Source organism: Sphingomonas sp. OTU376 (assembly GCF_038440415.1).
Taxonomy (GTDB): domain Bacteria; phylum Pseudomonadota; class Alphaproteobacteria; order Sphingomonadales; family Sphingomonadaceae; genus Sphingomonas; species Sphingomonas kyeonggiensis_A.
Map to the genome: position 1 here is coordinate 108,176 of NZ_JASATQ010000003.1, position 18,375 is coordinate 126,550.

Below are 18,375 nucleotides of genomic sequence, written 5' to 3' on the forward strand. Positions count from 1 at the left end.
CGGGCCAAGCGGATTGTGTGGGTGCCGTTGCCATATTAGCCTGACTGCTCCTTTCCAGAGACCCTATCCCAGCGCCCGATGATTGCAACGCCACCAACTCCGATCGAGGCGTTCCGCGCCGCAGTCATGGCCGACCCCGCTGCGCAGGCCCAGCTGGCGGAACCCTTTGACCCGGCCGTGTTCGAGGCACGGGCGATCGCCTGGGCCGCGGCACGGGGCATCCCCCTCACCGCGCAGGATCTGGCCGGATGCGGCCGCCCCGATCCGATCGGCATGTTCCGTTTCAGCGCGGCCCCGGTCATGCAAGCCGAATGGCCGCCCCAAAGCTGGCTCCCGGTCGGCTTCGTGCGCGGACCACAGCCCGCGATCCAGTGGTTCCACTTCGCCGGCATCTCGCCCAGCACGCCCTTCTACGAGGATGCGGTGCTCGAGGCGGGCGGGCGGCCGTTCAACCGCCTGTTCCGCACCGCCACGCCGCTTGAAGGCTTTGTCGGCCGGGCGGACTTGCGCGCGCCTTCGGGCCTGATCTTCCATATGTCGCGCTGCGGCTCGACGCTGGTCTCGCAGATGCTCGGGGCCGCGCCCGGCCATGTCTCGATCTCCGAGACTTCGGTGCTGGACGCGATGATCCAGCACCCGTTCGAGGATCCCGACACGCACGCCGACGCCCTGCGCGCGCTGGTCCACGCCTATGCCCGCGCCGCCGAGCATTTGTTCCTCAAGCTCGACAGCTGGCATACGCGCGCGCTGCCGCTGCTTCGCCGCGCCTTCCCCGACACGCCCTGGATCTTCCTCTACCGCGATCCGGTGGAGGTGCTGGTATCGCAGCTGCGCCAGCGCGGCGCCCAGACGGTGCCCGGCATCGTGCCGCTGGAATGGTTCGGCCTGGCGCCCGAGGACGCCTGGCTGCCCGAGCGCAGCTTCATCGCGCGCGTGCTCGAGCGGACCTGCCAGGCCGTGATCGAGCACGGCCAGGGCCAGGGATTGCTCGTGAACTATGCCGAGTTGCCCGGTGCCTTTTTCGATCGGATCCTGCCGCATTTCGGCGTGGCGCCGGAAGGACCGGCGCGGAAAGCGATGGAAGCAGCCGCTACACGCTATTCCAAGGCGCCGGGAACCCGTTTCACCGCCGACGGAGAAGCCAAGCAACGCGAAGCCGACCCCGAACTCCGCGCTGCCGTGGATCACCATGTCGCACCGGTCTTCGCCGAGCTGGAGGCCGTCCGCGCGGCAGGCTAGCCGCTCTTCTGCATCGCCTCGATGATCTTCTTCACTTCCTGGCTGCGCCCGCGCGGCAGCACCAGCACGTCATCGCCCGAGACGACCACGATCAGGTCCTCCACGCCGACCAGGGCGACGCGCTTGCCGCCCTCGGCACGCACCAGGCAATTGCTCGATTCGATCACCACGGCATCGCCGCGCACCACATTGCCGCCGGCATCGGCATGGCTGATCGCGTGGAGCGCGTCCCAGCTGCCGACATCGCTCCAGCCCATCGTGACCGGCACCACCGCCACGCGCGGCGCCTTTTCCATCACCGCATAATCGATCGAGTCCGAAGGGCTGGCGGCGAAACTGTCCGCATCGGGCCAGATCCGTGCGCCGTCGCGCCGGCCCTTTTCCATCGCCTGCTGCGCGGCCGCGAGCATTTCCGGCGCGTAGCTCGCCAGCGCTCCCAGATAGATGTCGGCGCGGAACAGGAAGATGCCCCCGTTCCAGGTATGCCCGCCATGGGCGAGCATCTCCTCCGCCTTCTCGCGCGGCGGCTTCTCGACGAAGCGCTCGACCCGGTGGACGCCGTCGCCGATCGCTTCGCCCACCTTGATCCAGCCATAGCCGGTCTCGGGCGCATCGGGCGTGATCCCGAAGGTGACCAGCCAGCCGTCGCGGACCAGCGGCAACGCCGCCTGGATCGCGGCATGAAAGGCATCGACATCGGCGATGACGTGATCGGACGGCATCACCAGCAGCGGCTCGGCCCCGCCCCCGGCGGCAATCGCGGCGAGCGCGATCGCGGGCGCGGTGTTGCGGCCGATCGGCTCGAGCACGAGCGCACGCGCCGTGCTGTCGGCGGCCGCGAGCTGCTCCTCGACCATGTCGGCATGATGCGCATTGGCGACGACGATCGGCGGACCGAACTGCTCCCCGGCGGCGCGGCGCGCGGTGAGCTGCAGCATCGTTTCCTCGGCGGTGAGCGAAAGCAGCTGCTTCGGCTTCTCCGCCCTGGACATCGGCCACAGGCGCGTGCCCGATCCTCCCGACAGGATGACAGGGACGATCGGTTGCGAATCCGACATGAGTTACGGACCTCCTGAGAAAATCTGATGTGGTGCTTTGCCCGCACAATCAAACACATGGCTTTGACCACAGTTTCGTGACGGCCTCCAGATTTTTCATCCCGCCGGCGTAACGTCCGCCATGTCGGATTTGTTTACACTTCGCCCGTACAAAAGGCGGCATGATCCGGCTGTTCAAGCATTACGTGCCCAATGCCGTGCTGCTGCTCGGCTTTCTCGACATCGTCCTGCTGGCGATATCGGGCGAGCTTGGCTGGATGCTGCGCGCGCATCAGCTGGGCATCGGCCTGCCTCCCGTCCAGGAGCGCTGGCCCCAGCTCGTCAGCTACGCGCTGTTCCTCGAAGTCGCGATGGTCGCGGTCGGCGTCTATGGCTCGGATGCGCTCCAGTCGCTGCGCTATGCGATGGCGCGCCTGATCGTCGCCATCTCGCTCGGCGTCATCGGCCTCAGCGTCCTCTACTTCCTGATCCCCGAAATCGGCTTCTGGCGCTCCAACCTGCTCTACGCGATGGGCTGCTCGATCGGCCTGCTGATCGCGCTCCGCATCCTGCTCGGCAAGGCACTGGGCAGCCAGGCGTTCAAGCGACGCATCGTCGTACTCGGCGCAGGCGCGCGGGCGCAGCGGCTCAAGGACCTGTCCAAGGCGCCCGGCGCCGGCTTCGTCGTGGTCGGCTATGTCGCGATGAGCGAAGCCAATCGCGTGATCCCCGAGGCGATCGCGCGCGATGCGATCTACAACCTCGCCGATCACGTCGTCGTCCTCAACGCCAGCGAAGTGGTGCTGGCACTCGAGGAACGCCGCAACGCGCTGCCGCTCAAGGACCTGCTGCGCATCAAGACCACCGGCGTCCACGTCAACGAGATCTCGACCTTCCTCGAGCGCGAGACCGGCCGCGTCGACCTCGACAGCGTCAATCCGAGCTGGCTGATCTTCTCCGACGGTTTCTCGTCGGGCCGCATGTTCTCGAGCATGTTCAAGCGGCTGTTCGACATCGGCGCGAGCGCGCTGCTGCTCACGCTGATGCTGCCGATCATCCTGCTCACCGCGATCCTAGTGAAGCTGGAGAGCAAGGGCCCGGCCTTTTACCGCCAGCGCCGCGTCGGCCTCTACGGCATGGGCTTCGACGTCATCAAGCTGCGCTCGATGCGTCAGGACGCCGAAGTGAATGGCCAGGCGGTTTGGGCCGAGAAGGACGACCCGCGCATCACCCGCATCGGCCGGATCATCCGCAAGACGCGGATCGACGAGCTGCCGCAATGCTGGAGCGTGCTCAAGGGCGAGATGAGCTTTGTCGGCCCACGGCCCGAGCGCCCGCAGTTCGTCGAGGACCTCGAGACCAAGCTGCCCTATTATGCCGAGCGCCACATGGTGAAGCCGGGCATCACCGGCTGGGCGCAGATCAACTATCCCTATGGCGCCTCGATCGAGGATTCGCGCCAGAAGCTCGAGTTCGACCTCTATTACGCGAAGAACTATTCGCCGTTCCTCGACGTGCTGATCCTGCTCCAGACCATCCGCGTCGTATTGTTCCCTGAAGGCGCGCGCTGATGGCCGCCCTGCTGCTCTGGCTGCACGCCCTGGCGGCGCTGCTGTTCGGGGCGCTCGCGCTCTGGGCATGGCGCGCCGACCTGGCGGGGCTCCCGCGCCGTCCGCTTGCCATTGCGCTCGCCGCCACCGCGCTCTGGGCGCTCGCAGTCGCCGGCATCGGCACCGCCGATGTCGCCAGCTGGTTCGCCGAGACGCTGCGCAACCTTGCCTGGCTCGGCTTCATGCTGGTGCTCCATCGCCGCGACGCGCAGTCGCGCCCGCCGATCGCACTCGGCACCGTCTATGGCGTGGTCGCGCTCGTCCAGGTCGCCGCGCTGATCCTGACGCTCATCGTCTATACCAATCCCGAGCCGGAACTGGCCGTCCCGGTCGCAAACGCCGCGCTGCTGATGCGGATGCTGGTCGCGGTCGCCGCGCTGGTGCTCGTCCAGGCGCTATGGTCCGCGCTCAGCCCCGGCGCGGGTGGGGCGCTGCGCACGCTGGTGGTCGCGCTCGCGGCGATCTGGTGCACCGAATTCGCGCTGTACACCGTCGCCTATGTCGCCGCGGAGTGGCGGATCGAGCCGCTGGTCCTGCGCGGCCTTGCCTACCTCGCCGTCGCGCTCGCCATCGGCACCGCGCTCCAGCGCAAGGGCGAATGGAAGATCGAGGTGTCGCGCGCCGTCACCTACCAGTCTCTCTCGCTGGTCGCGATCGGCGCCTATTTCGCCCTGCTGGCGCTCGCCACTTCGGCCATCGCCACGATCGGCGGCGCCAATGCCCGCGTGCTACAGACCGCCTTCGTCCTGGGCTCCACGGCGGCGATCCTCACGCTGGTCGCCAATAGCTGGCTGCGTGCCTGGCTGAAGGTGAAGCTCGCCAAGCATCTCTTCCGTCACCGCTATGACTATCGCACCGAATGGATGCGCTTCACCGAGACGCTCGGCAATCCGCAGGGCGGCGCCGCGCTCGACGAACGCATCGTCAAGGCGATCGCCGACCTGACCGAAAGCCCCGCCGGCGTGCTGCTCGTTCCCGACGCGGGCGGGCTGGGCGTCGGCGCGAGCTGGAACTGGGACCGGGCGACCCTGCCGATCGCCGGCGACACGGCGCTTGCCGAACATCTCCGGCTGACCGGCCGTATCGTCGAGCTCGATGCGATCCGCCGCAACGAGGATCATCTCGACGCCGCCGCCGTCCCGCAATGGATGCTCGACGTGCCCGAGGCCTGGGCGATCGTGCCATTGCCGCACCTCACTGAGCTCGCCGGCGCGATCCTGCTCGCCCGCCCGACGCTGGACCGCGCGCTCGACTGGGAGGATTTCGACCTCCTCAAGGTCGCCGGCCGCCAGGTCGCCTCCTATCTCGCCGAAGCCCGCGCGCAGGACGCGCTCGCCGAGGCGCAACGCTTCGACGAGTTCAACCGCCGCTTCGCCTTCATCCTCCACGACATCAAGAACCTTGTGAGCCAGCTGACACTGACCGCCCGCAATGCCGAGCGCCATGCCGACAACCCTGAATTCCGCGCCGACATGATCGCGACGCTGCAAAGTTCGGCCGAGCGGATGAACGGGTTGCTCGCGCGCCTTTCCCAGCATCATCGCAGCCGCCCCGAGGCGCCGCACGCGATCGAAGTGGTCACGCTGGTCGAGCGCGTCGCGGCACACCGCAAGGGCCAGCACCCGGTGGTGACCGCCGGAGTGCACAACGCCATCGCCCATGCCGATCCCGCCAGCCTCGAGCAGCTGCTCGCCCATCTGCTCCAGAACGCCATCGACGCCAGCCCGGCAAACGAGCCCGTGACCCTGTCGGTTTCGGCGGACGGCGAGCGGGTGGCGATCGACGTGGTCGATCAGGGCTGCGGCATGTCGCCGGCCTTCATCCGCGACAAGTTGTTCAAGCCCTTCGTCTCGTCGAAGGAAGGTGGGTTCGGCATCGGCGCCTTCGAGGCGCGCCAGCTCGCCCATGCCATGGAGGGCCGCATTGAAGTGACCTCGCGCGAAGGCCGGGGCACCCGCTTCCGCGTGATCCTCAAGGCCGCGCATCCCGCCGATCTCGGCACCCGGGGCCACAATTGGGGGCGTGCCGCATGAGCGACAGCCGCGCCCTGCCCAAGCTGCTCATCGTCGAGGACGATGCCGGCCTCCAGCGCCAGTTGCGCTGGGCCTATGACGGCTATGAGATCTTCACCGCCTCCACCCGCGAGGAAGCGATCACCGTGCTGCGCGCCGAGGAGCCGCCGGTGGTCACGCTCGATCTCGGCCTGCCGCCCGATCCCGACGGCACCACCGAGGGGTTCGCCACGCTGGAGACGATCCTGTCGCTGCGCCCCGATACCAAGGTGATCGTCGCTTCGGGCCACGGCGCGCATGAATCGATGCTCCGCGCGATCTCGCTCGGCGCCTGGGACTTCTACCAGAAGCCGATCGACATCGACGCGCTCGGCCTGATCGTCGCCCGCGCCTTCCACGTCCATGCGCTGGAAGCCGAGAACCGCCGCCTCGCCGAGCGGGTCGAGGCGGGCGCGGTGCTGGGCGGCATGCTCACCGGCGCGCCGGAGATGCTCAAGGTCACCCGCACGATCGAGCGCGTTGCAAGCGCCGACGTGTCCGTCATGCTGCTTGGCGCCAGCGGTACCGGCAAGGAGCTGCTTGCCCGTGGGTTGCACGATCGCAGCGGGCGCAAGGGCCGCTTCGTCGCGATCAACTGCGCCGCGATCCCCGAGACGTTGCTCGAATCCGAGCTGTTCGGGCACGAGAAGGGCGCCTTCACCGGGGCGGTGAAGACCACCGAAGGCAAGATCGAGCTCGCCCAGGGCGGCACGCTGTTCCTGGACGAGATCGGCGACGTGCCCTTGCCGCTCCAGGTCAAGCTGCTGCGCTTCCTGCAGGAGCGCGTGATCGAGCGGGTCGGCGGGCGACAGGCGATCGCGGTGGATACCCGCATCGTCTGCGCCACCCACCAGGACATCGACGCGATGGTCGCCGACAATCGCTTCCGCGAAGACCTTTATTACCGCCTCGCCGAGATCGTCGTCCGCATCCCGAGCCTCGCGGAGCGCCCGGGTGACGCGGGGCTGCTCGCGCGCCATTTCCTGCAGAAATATGCCGCGCAGATGAACACGACCGCGCGCAGCTTCGCGCCCGACGCGCTCGCCGCGATCGATGCCTGGGGCTGGCCCGGTAACGTCCGCGAGCTCGAGAACCGGGTGAAGCGCGCGGCGATCATGGCCGAGGGCAAGCATGTCACCGCCGGGGATCTCGATCTCGAGGCCCAGGCGGAGATCGAGCCGGTCAACCTCAAGGCCGCGCGCGAGCTCGCCGATCGCAAGGCGATCCGCCATGCGCTTGCCCGCGCCGAGGGCAATATCTCCGGCACCGCGCGCCTGCTCGGGATCAGCCGCCCCACCCTCTATGACCTGATGAAGGCCTATGACCTCCAGCCCTAGGCGCCGCCGGCGCTCCTCTTCCCGGGGCATTCCGCTCCGGCGCCTGCTGGTGATCGGCGGCGCGCTCGTCGTGCTGCTCGCCGTGCTGGCCGGCGGATGGTTCGCGCTGAGTCCCGGCAGGATGGGCACGGCCGAAGCGGCGGAAGCCACCACCCGCGCCGAGGCGATGCTCAAGGCCGACAACGCCACCGGCGCGCGTGACCTTGCCGCGGAAGCGGTGCGCGGCGATCCCGACAACGAGAACGCCCATATCGTTCTTGCCCGCGCGCTGCTCGCGCTGGGCGACGGCGTGGGAGCCGAGGGCGAGATCCAGCGTGCGGTCGATGCCGGCTATGATCCCAAGGCGGTGCCGCAATGGCGCGCCGAAGCCTGGGTGCTGCAGGGCAAGACCGACAAGGCCCCGGCAGAGGCAGATAAGGCCCCCACCGCGATGCGCCCCTACGGACTTCGAATCCGTGCCCGCGCACTCACCGCCCAGAGCGATTTCGCCGGCGCCGGTGCCGCGCTGGACGAAGCGCTGCGCCTGGCCCCGGACAATGCCGGCGTCTGGATGGACATGGGACGCTATCGCTATGCGGCGGGCGACCTGATCGGTGCCGCCCAGGCATCAGACCGCGCGGTAAGGCTCGCCCCCGGCTATATCGACGCGCTGATCCTGCGCGGCGAAATCGTGCGCAGCCAATATGGCCTGGTCGCCGCCCTGCCCTGGTTCGAGCAGGCGCTGAAGCGCGACCCCGCCCGCCACGATGTACTGATCGAATATGCCGCGACGCTCGGGGATATCGGCCGTACCGTGGATGCTGTCACCGCCACCCGCCGCGCGCTGGCGGCGCGGCCGGGCAGCCCGCAGGCATTCTATCTCCAGGCGGTGATCGCCGCGCGCGCGGGCAATTTCGACCTTTCCCGCGCTATCCTCGAAAAAACCGGCGGCGCGATCAACGATCTGCCCGGCGTGATCCTGCTCGGCGGCACGCTCGCCCTGCAGAAGGGCGATTACGAACAGGCGATCGACAAGCTGGGCGACCTGGTCGGCATGCAGCCGATGAACATCACCGCCCGCAAGCTGCTCGCCTTCGCGCTGCTGCGCACCGATCGCGCCCGCAACGCGATCGACACACTGCGCCCGGTCGTCGCCCGCGCCGATGCGGACAGCTACGCGCTCACCCTGGTCGCCCGCGGCTTCGAGCGGATCGGCGACCGGGCAAGCGCCGCCCGCTTCCTCGATCGCGCCGCCTTCCCGGCTATCGGCGAAGCGAATGCGTTCAGCGCGGACGACAGCACCGCGACGCTCGCCGCCGATGCCGACCAGCGCCCCGACGATCCCCAGGCGACGCTGCCGCTGATCCGCGCCCTGATCGCCAGCGGCGACAAGGGCGGCGCCCTCACCCGCGCCCAGGCCATCGCGGCGAAGAACCCCGGCGCGCCCGCCGCCCAGATCGTGCTCGGCGACATGCTGATGCTGCTCAATCGCCCGGCCGACGCCGTCGCCGTCTACAAGCGCGCGGCCGACCTGCGCTTCGACGAGCCGACCCTGCTCCGCCTGGTCGAAGCGCTCGACCGCAGCGGCAAGCGCGAGGACGCCGCCAACGCGCTCGCGCTGTTCCTGTCGCAGAACCCGGGCAGCATCGCCGCCCAGCGCATCTCGGCGCACTGGCAGCTCGCCGCCGGCGACTATGACGCGGCGATCGACACGCTGGAGGACATCCGCGCCCGGATCGGTGACGGCGACGCCGCGCTCAACGGCGAGCTCGCCGCCGCCTATGCCGGCGCGGGCGAAACCGGCACCGCGGTCGATTTCGGCGAGGCTGCCTATGGCCTGGCCCCGGCCAATCCGGCGGTGGTCGACGCCTATGGCTGGGCGCTGTTCAAGGGTGGCGACAAGGAAGGCGGGCTGGAGCTGCTCCAGAAGGCCGTGATCCTGGCGCCGAAGCATCCGGGCCTGCGCTGGCACCTCGCCCAGATCTACGCCGCGCTTGGCCGCAAGGCGGAAGCGAAGCAGAATGCGGCGGCCGCGCTTGCCGATCCGAGCTTTACCGAGCGGGCCGAGGCCCAGGCGATGGCAAACGGGTAACGTCCACCCGGGTATCCCAGCCGAGCATCGCGACCTCGGCGACGCCCTCCAGCTCGGCCCGGCCCGCGCCATCGCGCGCCAGGATCGACATGCCGCTCTGTACCGTCTGAACGAAGCGGGCGAGCGCATCGAGATCGACAGCAGCAGGGATTTCCCCCTGCGCGACGCCACGATCGAGACGGGCGCGTAGCCGTTCGAAGGTGATCGCTCGCGCCGAGCGCACCCGCTCGCCAAGTTCGGCATTGCCTTCGCTGCCCACCGCCGAGAGCGTGACCATGCAACCGCGCGGCATATCGGCAAAGCAGCCCGTCAACGCCGCGGCGCTATCCATCAGCAGCGAGGACACCGCACCGCGCGCCGTGTCCGCCGCAAAGAAGCCTGCCCAGACAAACGCCTCGTTACTGTCGCGATAATGGCCCAGCGCTTCGGCATAGAGTGCCTCCTTCGAGCCGAAGGCGGCGTAGAGGCTTGGCGCGCCGATCTCCATCGCCTCTTTCAGGTCGGCGATCGACGTCGCGGCATAGCCCTTTTCCCAGAACAACCGCGTCGCCCGTTCGAGCGCACGCGCGCGATCGAAGGCGCGCGGGCGCCCGCGGGATCGGGTTTGCGTCTCTTCTCCAGAATTTTGCATCGATCGTTACATAATTCCCTTGACGCCCGCCTACAAGCTTCCCAGCTATTCTGTATCGATCACTATAGAATAAGGAACGGACGAATGACTGAGCTTCTCGGCAAGCGTGCATTGGTGACCGGCGCCTCGCGCGGCATCGGTGCGGGTATTGCGCTGGCGCTGGCGGACAAGGGCGCGGATGTCGCCATCACCTATGAGCGTTCGGCCGATCGCGCGGCCGAGATCGTGCGCGCGATCGAAGCGAAGGGCCGCCGCGCCATCGCCATCCAGGCCGACAGCGCCGATCCCGAAGCAGTGAAGCGCTCGGTGACGGAAGCCGTCGCGGCATTGGGCGGGCTCGACATCCTGGTCAACAATGCCGGCATCGCCCGCTACAGTCAGGTCGTCGACCTCAACCTCGAGGAGATCGACGCACTGCTCAACGTCAATGTCCGCTCGGCAGTGATCGCCACCGGCGCGGCGATCCCGCATCTCGGCGAAGGCGGCCGGGTCATCACCATCGGATCGTGCCTGGCCGAGCGCGTGCCCTTTGCCGGCTCGACGCTCTATTCGATGACCAAGTCGGCTCTGCTTGCCTTCACGCGCGGCCTGGCGCGCGACCTGGGCCCGAACGGAATCACCGCCAATCTCGTCCAGCCCGGCCCGATCGACACCGACATGAACCCGGCGGATGGAGATTTCGCCGACACGCTGCGCGGCCTCACCGCGCTTGGCCATTACGGCAAGCCCGAGGACGTCGCGGCAGTCGTCGCGTTCCTTGCCAGCCCGGCGGCGCGGTTCGTGACCGGATCGGTTGTAACCGTCGATGGCGGCATCAACGCCTGAGGAAACCCAGGCAATAGGCGCCGATAGGCAAGTTGGGGGTGAGCCGGCGGCGGCGCCACGCTATAGCCGCCCCCATGCACGAAGAAGTCCTTGCCCGCATCGCCGACGCACTCGACCGGCTGGCTCCGCCGCCGCCCCCGCCAGCCGACCTCGAGGCACATCCGGCCTATGTATGGCGCGGGCACGGACTCTCCCCGGCACGCGTGTTCGATCCGCTGCCGATCGAGATCCTTCGCGGCGTGGACAGCCAGCGCGAGGCGCTGGTCGGCAATCTCGCGCGGCTGTCGCAGGGCCATGCCGCGCAGGACGTGCTGCTCTGGGGCGCACGGGGCACCGGCAAGTCGGCGCTGGTCAAGAGCGCGGTCGCAGCGGTGCAGGCCGAGGGCGGCCGGCTGGCGCTGGTCGAGGCGGTGACCACCCAGCTCGATACGCTGCCCGAGCTGTTCGCGCTGCTCAGCACCACCGACCGGCCTTTCGCGATCTTCCTCGACGATCTCGGCTTCGACGGCGTCGGCGATGCGCGGGCGCTGCGCTCGCTGCTCCAGGGCGGGGCGGAGGCGAGGCCGGACAATGCCCGGCTGCTGGTCACTTCCAACCGCCGCCATCTCGTCACCCGCGACATTGCCGAGCAGGCGAGCGCGATCAATCCCCGCGATTCGGTCGATGACGGGCTGGCGCTGGCCGATCGCTTCGGGCTGAGCCTCGGCTTCCATGCCGTCGACCAGGATACCTATGTCGACATCGTCCGCGGCTATGCCGAGACGCATGGGCTGAGCTTCGATCCGGCCGAGGCGATCGGCTGGGCGACGCGGCGCGGCAGTCGATCCGGGCGCGTCGCCTGGCAATATGTCGTCGATCTCGCGGGACGGTCCGGCCGAAACCTCTGACCAGCAGAGGAACACCGCCCGCCGCTGCGCGTCTCCTTTCGGATTCGCAACGATGGGAGACGGCAATGCACGATTTTCGGAAACTGGCAGTGATGATCCTTGCGCCGATCGCGGCGAGTTGGGCATTGCCGGCCCAGGCGCAGACCGAGTTCAGCGGCGCGGGCGAGAATTCCGAGATCGACTGTAATGGCGGCACCGTCCAAATCGAAGGTGCCAGCAACACGCTGACGATCCGCGGCGCGTGCACCGGTCTGAACCTGACCGGCGCAGGCAACCGGGTCGTGATCGACCTCGCCACCAAGTCCACGATTCGGGTGGAAGGCGCGGATAACCAGATCCGCTGGCGTGCTCCCGGCGAGGCGCGGCCACGCATCAGCATGACGGGCGCCGGCAATCGGATCATGCGCGAGAAATGACCGAGAAGCTGACACCATGTCGTTGATTCGGCTTCACATAAACTAATCTGGATCAAAGCGACCGGCGGGAATGCTTGACTCTCGCCGGTGGCCGATGCCTCCTCCCTTCATGGGGCGAATAGGCGAAACCGATCTTGCCGACCGGCTGGCGCCGAGCGGGCGCGGCGCGTTGCTGGTGCAGCTGAGCTTCGGCCTGCTCATCACCGGGCTGGCCATTGGCCTGCGCGCGCTGATCGATGCGATCGCCCCGGCCGCCGGCCCCTTCTCGCTCGGCTTCCCCGCCGTCCTGATCGCCACGCTGTTCGGCCGCTGGCAGGCGGGCTTGCTCACCGGCGCGCTGACCCTGCTCTACAGCTGGTATTTCATCCTGCCCGAGCAGCACAGCTTCCTCCTGAAGAGTCCCGACGACATGGGCCGGCTGGTGCTCGCGACGATCAACTATGCCGCGGTGCTGCTGATCGCCGAGCTGTTCCGCCGCGCCGTGCCCCGTGCCACCCAGGAGCGAGATCGGGAGCTCGCCGAACGCGACCTGTTCCTTGCCGAATTCGACCATCGCGTGAAGAACAACTTCACCCTCGTCGCGGCGCTTCTGGACATGCAGCGGCGCCGTACGAAGGATGCGGAGACGCAGGAGGCGCTGTCCTCGGCGCTGACGCGGGTAGAGAGCATAGCCCGGGCGCATCGGCATCTTTATCGCGGCGGCGCGGCTTCGCCGGGCGATGTCGACATGGCGGTGTATCTCGAGGAGCTGAGCGCGGCGCTGGCCGAGGCGCTGTTCCTGCGCGGAGCGATCACGCTCGACTGCGTGTGCGACCATGCCGCCCTGCCCCGCGACCGCGCCGTCTCGATCGGGCTGATCGTCAACGAACTCGTGACCAATGCCGCCAAGCACGCCTTTGCAGGGCGCGAGAGCGGGCGGATCGAGATACGCTTCGAAACCGCAGCGCCGGGCTGGCTGCTTTCCGTGCGCGACGACGGAGTCGGCCTGCCCGCCGAGCCGAAGCCGCGCAAGGATGGAGGGCTCGGGCAAAAGCTCGTCGACGGCTTTGTCCGCCAGGCCCGGGGCACCGCGATTACGGAGACCGGAGCACAGGGTACGAAGGTCACCGTCGCGCTGGAAGCCTGAGCCTCAGCCCAGCGCCTCGACCATCTCGGCCAGTTCCAGCCAGCGCATCTCCGCCGCGTCCTTTTCATCCCGCAGCTTGCCGATACCGTCGCTGAGCTTCGCGAACTTGTCGGGATTCTTCGTATAAAGGTCCGGATCGGCCATCGCCGCTTCGTCCTTCGCGATCTGCGCCTCGATTTCCTCGATCCGCCTGGGCAGCAGGTCGTAGTCGCGCTGGTCCTTGTAGCTGAGCTTGGTCGCCTTTTTCGGCGCCTCCGGCGCAGCGGCGGCCTTGGGCGCCGCCTTCTTCGCATCCACCTTCGGGCGACGCTTGGCTTCCCAATCGGCATAGCCGCCGACCACCACATCGACCGTGCCCGACCCGTCGAGCCCCAGCGTCACCGTCACCGTGCGATCGAGGAAGTCGCGATCGTGGCTGACGATCAGCACGGTGCCTTCATAATCGGCGATCACTTCCTGGAGCAGGTCCAGCGTCTCGAGGTCGAGATCGTTGGTCGGCTCGTCGAGCACCAGCAGGTTCGAATGGCGGGCGAACTCGCGCGCCAGCAGCAGGCGCGAACGCTCGCCGCCGGACAGCGTGCCGATCTTCGCTTCCGCGATCGACGGATCGAACAGGAATTCCTTGAGATAGCCATGGACGTGCTTGCGCACGCCGAGAACGTCGATCCAGTCGCCGCCGTCCGCCAGCACGTCACGCACCGTCTTGGCCGGATCCATCAGGCTGCGCTGCTGGTCGATGATGACGCCGTTCAGCGTATTGGAGAGCTTGACCGTGCCCTCATCCGGCTGGATTTCGCCGGTTAGCAGCTTGAGCAGGGTCGACTTGCCCGCGCCATTGGCACCGACGATGCCGATCCGGTCGCCCTTGGTGACCCGGAAGGTCAGGTCCTTGATGATCGTCCGATCTCCAAAGCGCTTGGTGACGTGCTTGGCGTCGATCACCACCTTGGTGTTGCTGTCGTCAGCGGCGGTGACCAGCTTGGCGGCGCCCTGCGGTCCGATCATCGCGGCGCGGGTGGCGCGCATTTCCTTGAGCTTTTCGAGGCGACCCTGGTTGCGCCGGCGCCGGCCGGTGACGCCGCGCTGGAGCCAATGCTCCTCGATCTTCAGCTTGGCGTCGAGCCGCTGGGCGTTGCGCTCCTCCTCGGCATAGACTTGATCGGTCCAGGCTTCGAACCCGCCAAAGCCCACTTCGGCACGGCGAATCGCCCCGCGATCGAGCCACAGGGTCGATCGCGTCAGGCGGGTGAGGAAGGTACGGTCGTGGCTGATCACGATGAACGCGCCGTTGAAGCGGGTGAGCCAGTCTTCCAGCCATTCGATCGCGGCGAGATCGAGATGGTTGGTCGGCTCGTCGAGCAGCAGCACGTCCGGGTTCATCGCCAGCGCGCGGGCGATCGCGGCGCGGCGGCGCTCGCCGCCCGAGGCGGTCTTCGCCTCGCGGCTGAGATCGATGCCGAGCTGGTCGGCGATCGCCTCCGCCTCGTGCCGGGGCGGCGCATCGCTGCCCGAAAGGACATAGTCGAGCAAGATCGCGCAGCCCTCCATGCGCGGCTCCTGCTCGAGCAGCACGACATGGGTGCCCGGCACGATGGTGCGGCGGCCCTCGTCCCCCTCGATCGTGCCGGCGATCAGCTTGAGCAGGGTCGTCTTGCCCGCGCCGTTGCGCCCGATCAGCGCCAGCCGGTCCCGCTCGCCGACATAGAGGTTCAGCCCGCGGAACAGCCAGCCATGGCCCTGGACGAGACCGAGATTTTCAAAGGAGAGAACAGGTGCAGCCATGCGGGCCACCTAGGGGGTGGGACGATGTCCGGCAAGTTACAGCCGGCTGACTGGCACGTTCAGGGGCTATTCAATGCTCGGACCCTATGCCATCTCGCATGAAGATGTTGGTGACGCCCATCCTTTGCGCCTGCCTGGCGGCATTCGTGCCCGCCGGGGATGCGGCTGCGCAAGCGAATTGGCGCCAGGATTCGGACGGACCGCGCGCCGCCCGGCGCCAGGGCCCGCCGCTCTCGGTCCGCGAGATCGAGCGCCGGGTCGTGCCGCGCCTGCCGGGTGCCCAATATCTTGGTTTCGACTTCGATCCCGCGACGGAAGTTTACACGCTGAAGTTCCTGCGCAATGGATCGGTGATCTGGGTGGACGTCGATGGCCGCACCGGCGCGATCGTCCGCAAATCGGGCAGTTAGGCCCGCCGAGGGGAAACACATGCGACTTCTGATCGTCGAGGATGAGCCGACCCTGGGGCAGCAGCTCCGCAATGCGCTGGAAGGCGCGGGCTATGCGGTGGACCTCGCCACCGATGGCGAGGAAGGGCTCTATCTCGGCTCCAACGAGCAATATGACGCGATCATCCTCGACCTCGGCCTGCCCGAGATCGACGGCCTGACCGTGCTCGATCGCTGGCGCAAGGAAGGCAAGACCACCCCGGTGCTGGTGCTGACCGCGCGCGACAGCTGGTCGGACAAGGTGGCGGGCCTCGACGCCGGCGCCGACGACTATGTCGCCAAGCCGTTCCAGACCGAGGAGCTGATCGCCCGCCTGCGCGCGCTGATCCGCCGCGCCTCGGGCAACGCCTCGGCCGAACTGATCGCAGGCGACATCCGCCTCGACACCCGCTCGGGCAAGGTCACCAAGGCCGGCGAGCCGGTGAAGCTGACCGCGCAGGAATACAAGCTGCTGTCCTACCTGCTCCATCACAAGGGCAAGGTGGTAAGCCGCACCGAGCTGATCGAGCATATCTACGACCAGGATTTCGATCGCGATTCGAACACGATCGAAGTGTTCGTCACGCGCATCCGCAAGAAGCTGGGCGCCGACGTGATCACCACCATTCGCGGGCTGGGCTACAGCCTGGACGAGCCGGCCGACGCCTGAGTTGATGTCGAAGCTCGCCCAAAAGCTAGGCGAGCTGCGCCATCGACTGTTCGGCCGTTCGCTGACCGAGCCCGAGCCGGTCGCGCCCGGCGAGCCACAGCCGCGCCACTATACCCAGTCCACCGGATCGGTGAGCCGGCGCATGCTGCTGGTCGCTACCGCCTGGATCATGATCCTGCTGATCGGCGGCGGCGTGGCGCTCGACCGGGTGCTGGTGACCACGGTCACCAAGAATTTCGACGAGCAGCTCGACTATCTGCTCAAGGCGATGATCTTCTCGGCCGAACTCGACCAGAATGGCGAGGTGATGCTCAACCGCGAGCTCGCCGACCAGCGCTTCCTCGAATATAATTCGGGTGCCTATTGGCAGATCAGCGGCAAGGGGCATGAAGTGTTCCCGTCGCGCTCGCTGTGGGACCAGAAGCTCGCGGTCGACCAGCAGCACAACGACACCAACGTCCATGTCTATGACAGCCGCCAGCTGCCCGGCCAGCTGCTGCGCGTCGCCGAGCGGGACGCGACGCTGCCGGGATCGAATGTGCGCTGGCGCTTCCAGGTGGCGCAGAGCCGCGCGACGCTCGACGCGCAGATCGCCACGCTGCGGCGTACGCTGGTGCGCAGCTTCGTGCTGCTGGGGCTCGGCCTCATCATCATGGTGGCGCTGCAGACCTGGTACGGCCTGTTGCCGCTGCGCCGGGTACGCCAGGAGATCGCCCGGCTGCGCGCAGGCGAATCGACCCGGGTCGAAGGCAAGATGCCCGCCGAAGTGGCGCCGATGGTCGAGGAGCTCAACGCGCTGGTCGAGCATAACGACCGCCAGGCCGAGGAAGCGCGACTCCATGCCGGCAACCTGGCGCATGCGCTCAAGACGCCGCTCAGCGTGATCATGAACGCCGCCGCCGCCGGCCAGCCCGACCTCGCCCAGGCGGTGATCCGCGAGGCACGAACGATGCGCCGCCAGATCGACCATCACCTCGCTCGCGCCCGCGCCGTCGGCCGTCGCGGATCGGCACACAGCCGCGCGGCGGTATGGCCGTCGATCGAGGCGGTGGAGCGCGCGGTCGCGCGGCTCTATCCCAATGTCCGGATCGATATCGACGGGCAGAAGGATCTGGTGGCGCATATCGAGCGGCAGGACCTGGACGACCTGCTCGGCAACCTGGTCGAGAATGCCGCCAAATATGGCGGCGGCAGCGTGTTCATCACCGCCGGCGTGCAGGCCGGGTTCGTCGAGGTGCTGGTCGAGGATGACGGGCGCGGCATTCCCGAGGCGGACCGGATCCGCATCTTCGATCGCGGCGTGCGGCTGGACAGCGGCAAGCCGGGCACCGGCCTGGGCCTCGCCATCGTGCGCGACGTGGCCGAGATCTATGACGGTACCGTCAGCCTCGAGGAGAGCGAGGATCTCGGCGGGCTGCTCGTGCGGCTGCGGCTGCCCGCGGCGAGCTGAGCCGAACTGCAACAAACTGAAATTCTGACGCGACGAACCGGACGCAAACCGTCCGGGAACTCGCGGATTGCCCTCTTAATGTCCGTCGGGTCGCGTGGCGGCGCTGGTTCTGGGGCCAGCGTCGCCCAAACGCGAGGGTTTGAGATATTATTTTTCGTTTACAATATGTTAGCAATGATCTGCTAAACTGCCCGTTGGGGATTGTAGACGCAAAGGGACCAGCATGACTTCCATTTCATCGTTATCGCAGCGCCCCGATCCGCGCGCGCAGATGGATGCGCGGATCGCCGCGGCGGCATCGGCCGGCACGATCGGCAGCGACGACCAGAATGCGCTGAGCAGCGCGCTCGACACGATCGATACGAGCCTGGCTTCGGATCGCGCCAGCGGCGGCAAGCCCGGCGACATGAAGGACAGGATCAACGGGCTGATCGACAGCCAGGTCGAGAGCGGCACGCTGACCGACGACCAGGCCGAGGAGCTGAAGAGCTTCTTCGCGCAAGGCCCCGATGGCGCCCAGGGCGGGCCCGGTGGCCCGCAGGGCGCGGGCGGCCCGCCTCCCGGACCGCCGCCCTCGGGCACCAGCGATTCGGACGAGGATTCGACCAGCGATACCGACACCACCACGCAGATCAGCGAAGCGGCGGCGCGCCAGCTCGAAGCGATGACCGCTTTCCTCCAGAAGCTGCGCGACGCGGCGGCATCGGGTTCCGCCACCTATGGCAGCAACGCGGGGACGAGCAGCAATGGCAGCTCGGCGACCGGCTGGGTGATCGACCGCCAGGCCTGATCGCTCGCGCCTGTGGCGCTGAGGC

General features: G+C 67.9%; 16 protein-coding genes. 13 read left to right on the forward strand and 3 right to left on the reverse strand.

Annotated elements, in window-relative coordinates; translation table 11 throughout:
• Nucleotides 1–126 precede the first annotated feature (126 nt).
• Nucleotides 127–1,239, forward strand: a complete 1,113-nt coding sequence (locus AAHM44_RS02525; RefSeq protein WP_342248894.1) for a sulfotransferase family protein — start codon at nt 127–129, stop codon at nt 1,237–1,239.
• On the opposite strand, the gene AAHM44_RS02530 is transcribed toward AAHM44_RS02525, so the two are convergent.
• Entirely contained in the window at nt 1,236–2,297 is a 1,062-nt protein-coding gene (locus tag AAHM44_RS02530; RefSeq protein WP_342248895.1) for a mannose-1-phosphate guanylyltransferase/mannose-6-phosphate isomerase, read from the reverse strand. The genes AAHM44_RS02525 and AAHM44_RS02530 overlap by 4 nt on opposite strands.
• A gap of 161 nt (nt 2,298–2,458) precedes the next feature.
• On the opposite strand from AAHM44_RS02530, the gene AAHM44_RS02535 reads away from it, so the two are divergent.
• From AAHM44_RS02535 to AAHM44_RS02550, 4 genes are read left to right on the forward strand one after another with little or no spacing between them, the layout of a single operon-like run.
• Nucleotides 2,459–3,847 carry a TIGR03013 family XrtA/PEP-CTERM system glycosyltransferase gene (locus AAHM44_RS02535; protein WP_269573720.1) on the forward strand — a complete coding sequence of 463 codons (1,389 nt, stop codon included), beginning with the start codon at nt 2,459–2,461 and terminating at the stop codon, nt 3,845–3,847.
• Nucleotides 3,847–5,919: an XrtA/PEP-CTERM system histidine kinase PrsK gene (prsK, locus tag AAHM44_RS02540; protein ID WP_342248896.1), complete on the forward strand. Its 2,073-nt coding sequence runs from the start codon at nt 3,847–3,849 to the stop codon at nt 5,917–5,919. The genes AAHM44_RS02535 and prsK overlap by 1 nt, the downstream gene beginning before the upstream one ends.
• Nucleotides 5,916–7,274 carry a PEP-CTERM-box response regulator transcription factor gene (gene prsR / locus AAHM44_RS02545; protein ID WP_184162015.1) on the forward strand — a complete coding sequence of 453 codons (1,359 nt, stop codon included), beginning with the start codon at nt 5,916–5,918 and terminating at the stop codon, nt 7,272–7,274. Before prsK ends, prsR begins: the two co-directional genes overlap by 4 nt.
• A 49-nt stretch (nt 7,275–7,323) precedes the next feature.
• Nucleotides 7,324–9,345: a tetratricopeptide repeat protein gene (locus AAHM44_RS02550; RefSeq protein WP_342248897.1), complete on the forward strand. Its 2,022-nt coding sequence runs from the start codon at nt 7,324–7,326 to the stop codon at nt 9,343–9,345.
• Here the strand turns inward: AAHM44_RS02550 and AAHM44_RS02555 are convergent.
• Entirely contained in the window at nt 9,305–9,976 is a 672-nt protein-coding gene (locus AAHM44_RS02555) for a TetR/AcrR family transcriptional regulator (protein ID WP_342248898.1), read from the reverse strand. The two genes, AAHM44_RS02550 and AAHM44_RS02555, sit on opposite strands and share 41 nt — an antisense overlap.
• 84 nt (nt 9,977–10,060) lie before the next feature.
• Here AAHM44_RS02555 and AAHM44_RS02560 point away from each other — a divergent pair, with 84 nt between their 5' ends.
• From AAHM44_RS02560 to AAHM44_RS02575, 4 genes are all read left to right on the forward strand, one after another.
• Complete coding sequence (locus AAHM44_RS02560; RefSeq protein ID WP_184162024.1) at nt 10,061–10,801, forward strand: 3-oxoacyl-ACP reductase family protein; 741 nt, start codon at nt 10,061–10,063, stop codon at nt 10,799–10,801.
• Between the two features lie 74 nt (nt 10,802–10,875).
• Nucleotides 10,876–11,688, forward strand: coding sequence for an ATP-binding protein (locus tag AAHM44_RS02565; protein WP_269573716.1), 813 nt, complete (start codon nt 10,876–10,878; stop codon nt 11,686–11,688).
• Nucleotides 11,689–11,753: 65 nt separating this feature from the next.
• Complete coding sequence (locus tag AAHM44_RS02570; RefSeq protein WP_342248899.1) at nt 11,754–12,104, forward strand: DUF3060 domain-containing protein; 351 nt, start codon at nt 11,754–11,756, stop codon at nt 12,102–12,104.
• A gap of 109 nt (nt 12,105–12,213) precedes the next feature.
• Complete coding sequence (locus AAHM44_RS02575) at nt 12,214–13,230, forward strand: sensor histidine kinase (protein WP_342248900.1); 1,017 nt, start codon at nt 12,214–12,216, stop codon at nt 13,228–13,230.
• A gap of 3 nt (nt 13,231–13,233) precedes the next feature.
• Here AAHM44_RS02575 and AAHM44_RS02580 read toward each other — a convergent pair whose 3' ends face one another.
• A complete protein-coding gene (locus tag AAHM44_RS02580) occupies nt 13,234–15,012 on the reverse strand; it encodes an ABC-F family ATP-binding cassette domain-containing protein (RefSeq protein ID WP_342248901.1) in 1,779 nt (592 codons plus the stop codon).
• Nucleotides 15,013–15,116: 104 nt separating this feature from the next.
• Here AAHM44_RS02580 and AAHM44_RS02585 point away from each other — a divergent pair, with 104 nt between their 5' ends.
• The 4 genes from AAHM44_RS02585 to AAHM44_RS02600 all read left to right on the forward strand — a co-directional run bounded on the left by AAHM44_RS02585 (nt 15,117) and on the right by AAHM44_RS02600 (nt 18,350).
• Nucleotides 15,117–15,422 carry a hypothetical protein gene (locus AAHM44_RS02585; protein WP_260395867.1) on the forward strand — a complete coding sequence of 102 codons (306 nt, stop codon included), beginning with the start codon at nt 15,117–15,119 and terminating at the stop codon, nt 15,420–15,422.
• A gap of 19 nt (nt 15,423–15,441) precedes the next feature.
• On the forward strand, nt 15,442–16,110 hold the full coding sequence (locus AAHM44_RS02590) for a response regulator transcription factor (protein ID WP_184162042.1): 669 nt from the start codon (nt 15,442–15,444) through the stop codon (nt 16,108–16,110).
• A 142-nt stretch (nt 16,111–16,252) separates the two neighbouring features.
• Entirely contained in the window at nt 16,253–17,560 is a 1,308-nt protein-coding gene (locus AAHM44_RS02595; RefSeq protein ID WP_184164921.1) for a sensor histidine kinase, read from the forward strand.
• A 223-nt stretch (nt 17,561–17,783) separates the two neighbouring features.
• Nucleotides 17,784–18,350, forward strand: a complete 567-nt coding sequence (locus tag AAHM44_RS02600; protein WP_269573711.1) for a hypothetical protein — start codon at nt 17,784–17,786, stop codon at nt 18,348–18,350.
• Nucleotides 18,351–18,375: the final 25 nt, after the last annotated feature.